We start from the raw sequence: 5,166 nt of genomic DNA on the forward strand, positions 1-5,166 counted from the left end.
GAACTAGTGGGAGAAATCGTGTGTCAGCGGGTTAATACCAAAAAGAAATTGTTGTTTGCTATTATCATAACCAGTGGCATTATGTCAGCACTGGCGATTAATGATATTATTTGCTTGCTTTTTACACCCGTAGTGCTTTTAATCTGCAGAAAAGCCCACTGCAATCCCATCCCGCATTTATTGGGGGTAGCCATGGCGTCAAACATTGGGAGTGCCGCGACATTGCTGGGCAATCCTCAGAATATACTTGTTGCCAGTTTATCCGGGATGACATTTGTAAGCTATTTTGTAGTAGCCTGCCCGGTCGTGATTATTGGTTTGCTGGCAGCCTATGGTGCTATCGCTTACTGTTATCGCAAAGATCTGGAAGGGATATTTACTGCGTCTATTCCCAGCCATACTAATATACATAAGTACTTGATAGCAAAAAGTTTGATGGTATTAGCACTGGTACTGGCAGGCTATATGTACGGTTATGACTTAGCACTGGTTTCTTGTCTTGGTGGCGCAGCACTGCTTGTAACCAGACGGGTAAAACCTAACAAAGTGTATGCAAGTATTGATTTTAATTTATTAGTCATTTTCATTGGTCTGTTTATCATTGTTGCGGGTGTAGAGCATAGCGGACTTATGACCTTTATATTGAAAACATTATCTTTTTCTGGGTTTGAAAATATGGGACTATTTGCAGCCATGACACTTGTGTTATCAAACATTGTCAGTAATGTACCGGCCGTCTTATTAATGAAGTTCCTGATACCAGCAGAAAATGCCGAACATTGGTGGAAAGCCTTGGCTTTATTTTCAACCCTGGCAGGGAATTTTACTATTACCGGTTCAATTGCTAATCTCATCGTGGTGGAAATGGCTAAACGTGATAATGTCAGCGTTACTGCCTGGGATTATTTAAAAGTAGGATGTCCGCTGACCATTGTAACCACTATAATTGGCATAATCTGGCTAACTGTACTGCCATTAGGATAGCAAGCAAATAACGAACTTCAACAAACGGATTTTCTACTGCAGAAGCAGACGCCTATTAAAACGGAAATTACTCAGGAAGTGGCGAAACGTATTGTAATTCATACATGATAATTTCACAATGAAAGTTCAGTTAAGTAATTTGTAGCGTGAATGTGTCAAAGGGAGAGGTAATTGGCCAAAATGTCAATTACCTCTCTTTCAGATTATAACAGTGGAAGTTTGGAAGGGACTTTTGTACATGAATATGGTATAATATATGTAATATTCATATTAAAATATTTTGAAGAGGATGTCGGTTATGGAGCTAGTGTATTCAGGAAAAACAAAAGATGTATTTTTACTGGAAGATGGAAATTATTTATTGAAGTTTAAAGATGATGTTACTGGCACAAACGGTGTATTTGACCCAGGTGCCAATACCGTTGGTCTAACGCTGGAAGGAGCAGGTAGGGCTGGACTTAGGCTGTCAAAATTCTTTTTTGAACTATTAGAGCAAAAAGGAATACCAACTCACTATATTGACGCCAATCCCGAAGCGGCAACGATGACAGTGAAGCCGGCAAGTGTTTTTGGAAAGGGACTAGAAGTGATTTGCCGTTATCGTGCGGTAGGGAGCTTTTTACGCCGGTATGGTATGTATGTCGTCGAAGGTCAACCACTTGATGCTTTAGTCGAAGTCACATTAAAAGACGATGAACGTGGAGACCCGCTGATCACGAAAGATACTTTGGCGATGCTGGGCCTGCTTTCTCCTGAGGAATACGAAGTGCTCAAAAAACTCACTCAGGAAATCGGTAATATTGTAAAAGTAGAATTGGCCAAAAAGAATATTGAGTTATATGATATTAAGTTTGAATTTGGCCGGATTGGCGTAGACAAACAGATTGCATTAATTGATGAGATATCTGGTGGCAATATGCGTGCTTATAAAGATGGTAAATATATTGAGCCTCTGGTGTTAGAAAAACTGATATTGGAAGGGGAATCTCATTAACGATAACTTTTACCGCCCGTTGATGGGCGGTATTTTTTTGCAAAGAAACAGGTGGTGGGACAGGGGACCTGTGCCTGTGTCCGGTAAGAAATTGTTCTTGCTGTTTTCTTTGCTCAGTAAATCAGCTAAAAAAACTGACAGCATTTTCGTTCTTTAGTAAAAGGTATCAAAGAAAATTGAAATAAGACTGGCATGGCAGACAATATGGTTAGCTGTGATGGTGAGTGAATTAGTGTAGAATAAGGTCTTGTTTTTCGCGAAGCGTGATGCGAGGAAACGTTTCAGAGAGGAATAAGGCCTTATTCTTTATTTTTTTTGTTGGAAGGATATGTTAGTAGGACCGCGAAATATGTCAATATATTATTTTGATGTATTTCGCGTAATCGCTGCTGGCGGGATATCTAGTAAACATTAATCAGCTAATTGAGGGGATTTTAGGTGACTTCGTTTGCGCTAGTGTTGGCCATATTAGCGGCATTCTGTCATGCGGTGTGGAATCTGTTAGCAAAAAAGGCGTGTGGTGGTACTGCTTTTATCTGGATTTTTGCCAGCCTGTCAGCAATCATTTATTTGCCGCTGGCAATATGGGTGCTGCTGGTGGAGAAACCGTTTATTGGCACCTATCAACTTGCATTGATGCTGGGCAGCGCTGTGCTACATTCGGTGTATTTTATTTTACTTGATAAAGGCTATCGTTTTGGGGATCTTTCGGTTATCTATCCCCTTGCCAGAGGAACTGGGCCGCTAATTTCCATACTAACGGCAATTTTTCTGTTAGGAGAGCGACCTACACCGCTGGCTTTAGCTGGAGCGGTGCTCATTGGCACAGGAATTCTCGTGATTGCGGGAAATCCGTTTGGTCGCCAGGAAACGGGTACCCGCAAGTCGATATGTTATGCCTTGCTCTGTGGCGGGGCTATTGCCGGATACACTGTGCTAGACAAAGTGGCTGTCAGTGCTTATCTGATTCCTCCGCTGCTGATGGATTGGTCTGCCAATGTAGGACGGGTCATTTTGCTGACGCCTTATTCTTTGAAAAATTGGGATCAAGTTAAAACGCAATGGGCTACGCACAAAAAAGAAGCCATTGGAGTGGCTGTTCTATCGCCATTGGCTTATATTCTTGTTTTAACAGCTATGGTATATAGCCCTGTCAGTTATATAGCGCCGGCTAGGGAAGTCAGTATCCTCATTGGCACTATTCTTGGGGCGAAGCTATTGTCAGAGAGTGATGCAAAAATCAGGCTGGCAGGGGCTGGAGTTATGTTGCTTGGGCTTATTGCGCTGGCTTTGGGATAGCTGGCGCCTACTGCAGGAGGCATTGTCGAGATTAACAGGCGTTTTGTCTAAGTGATTTGTATTGATTTTCGGAAACTAAAATACTATAATAGTTTACAAGTGGTATAGATACCGTATTGACTGATGGTTAGATGAGGGGGAATAGAGTGAATGACGTAAAAAGTCTCATCCTTGATAAAGCCAAGGAGCGAATGGAACGCTTCGGGTTTAAAAAGACAACCATGGATGAAATAAGCAAGGACTGTAAAATCTCCAAAAAAACCATTTACGAACACTTTAATGATAAAGAAGACATGTTTAAATGTCTGCTGCTGCGCGAATGCCATAAAGCCATAGATATATTATTTTCGCAAATTGATGAGGTATCTGATCCACTCGAAAAACTGGTTCTCTTGATTCGCCAGGCAATCGCATATTTTAATCAGGACAATTTTATTACTAAAATACTTAAAGATGATGAGTTGTTTTTGGCATTTGTCAATAGAAAATACCATGAGATTATTGATGATGAAATTATCGCAAGCATTGCTCAAATAGCAGGGAAAATTCCGTGATGTGGATGAAACAACCGTAGCGTATGCTGGCTTTAAATTATTTCAAGCCTTCAGCTATGCGCGTACAGGACCGCTCCGCCGCGCACCAAATGGGCAGATGTATACCGAGGCATTGATTGATTTCATCATCAACGGGCTTGTAAAGAAATGAATATATGGTAGGGGAGGATTTTTATGCAAAAGTCTAAGGCTAACTGTACCGCAATGTTAGTTTTAATTTGCTTGGTAGCCATTAATCTTGCTGGGTGTTCGAGAACCGCAACCGTTAAAGAAGAGATACCCAGGGTTCGCGCCCAAGTGGTTAATATGGACTCTGCTGGGCAAAAAGCGACGTATTCCGGTGAAGTGCGGGGAAGGTACGAAACGCAGCTTGCGTTTCAGGTTAGCGGCAAAATTATCAAACGAAACGTAGAAATTGGCAGTGTAGTGAACCCGGGCGATGTTCTGATGGAAATTGACAGCAAAGATATTCAGCAAACGGTAAATATTACTGCAGCCCAAGTTGCTTCCGCTAAATCACAACTGAGTTTAGCAGAAGCCAATCTCGAACGCTACCGGAAGTTATATGAAGAAGGTGCAATTAGTCATATGCAACTGGATCAATACCAAAATGCATATGAAGTAGCCTTAGCGAATTACCGCCAGGCATCAGCCCAATATGCTCAGGGGTCTAACCAGCTGGGGTATACCACTTTGGTGGCAGACAATGCCGGCGTTGTTTCTAATATCTCTGCTGAGGTTGGGCAAGTAGTCAGTGCAGGTCAGCCAGTGATCAGTGTTGTGACCAGTGATGAACGTGAAATCGAAATCAATGTACCGGAAAATCGCATTGACGAAATTCGCAATGCGCAGCAAATTAATGTCAGCTTTTGGGCATTGCCAGGGGTAACTGCAGAAGGAAACGTCAGAGAAATTTCCCCGGTAGCCGATAAAGTGACTAGAACCTATAAAGTTAGAATTAGTCTAACTCATCCACCGGCCAATATGAATTTAGGGATGACTGCCAGTGTAACCGTCGCCAAATCTACTGGCCAACAGACCGTGTATATTCCGCTAGCAGCCATTTATCAGACAGGCGATACACCGCATGTATGGGTTATTAACGAAGGTATTGTCAATTTGCGCCCAGTAAAAGTAGGAGCCTTCGGAAAAGATAAGGTTCAGATTCTCGAAGGTCTGCAGGACGGAGAAGTGATTGTTACTGCCGGCGTCCAAAAACTGCGGGAAGGACAAAAGGTGCGTTATGAATAAGTTTAATTTGACAGAATGGTCACTTAAACATAAGCAGCTTGTGTATTTTTTCGTTTTCTTGGTGTTTGTCTCAGGCATATTTTC

Annotated in this window: 6 protein-coding genes; all 6 read left to right on the top strand. The window is 42.0% G+C overall.

The window, feature by feature from the left end; genetic code table 11:
• The coding region (locus AC29Z1_RS13180) for an ArsB/NhaD family transporter (RefSeq protein WP_488271915.1) at positions 1-984 on the top strand (984 nt) is incomplete at its 5' end.
• Positions 985-1,282: 298 nt separating this feature from the next.
• The gene (locus AC29Z1_RS13185; RefSeq protein WP_488271916.1) at positions 1,283-1,978 is read left to right on the top strand and encodes a phosphoribosylaminoimidazolesuccinocarboxamide synthase; all 696 of its coding nucleotides are present in this window, start codon (positions 1,283-1,285) and stop codon (positions 1,976-1,978) included.
• Positions 1,979-2,416: 438 nt separating this feature from the next.
• A complete protein-coding gene (locus AC29Z1_RS13190) occupies positions 2,417-3,277 on the top strand; it encodes an EamA family transporter (RefSeq protein WP_488271917.1) in 861 nt (286 codons plus the stop codon).
• A gap of 146 nt (positions 3,278-3,423) precedes the next feature.
• Positions 3,424-3,831 (top strand): TetR/AcrR family transcriptional regulator, encoded by a 408-nt coding sequence (locus AC29Z1_RS13195; RefSeq protein WP_488271918.1) that lies wholly within the window; start codon positions 3,424-3,426, stop codon positions 3,829-3,831.
• Position 3,832: 1 nt separating this feature from the next.
• On the top strand, positions 3,833-3,982 hold the full coding sequence (locus AC29Z1_RS13200) for a hypothetical protein (RefSeq protein WP_488271919.1): 150 nt from the start codon (positions 3,833-3,835) through the stop codon (positions 3,980-3,982).
• A gap of 23 nt (positions 3,983-4,005) precedes the next feature.
• On the top strand, positions 4,006-5,082 hold the full coding sequence (locus AC29Z1_RS13205) for an efflux RND transporter periplasmic adaptor subunit (RefSeq protein ID WP_488271920.1): 1,077 nt from the start codon (positions 4,006-4,008) through the stop codon (positions 5,080-5,082).
• The last annotated feature ends 84 nt before the right edge of the window (positions 5,083-5,166 follow it).

The sequence above is a fragment of the Sporomusa sp. genome, from assembly GCF_057736855.1.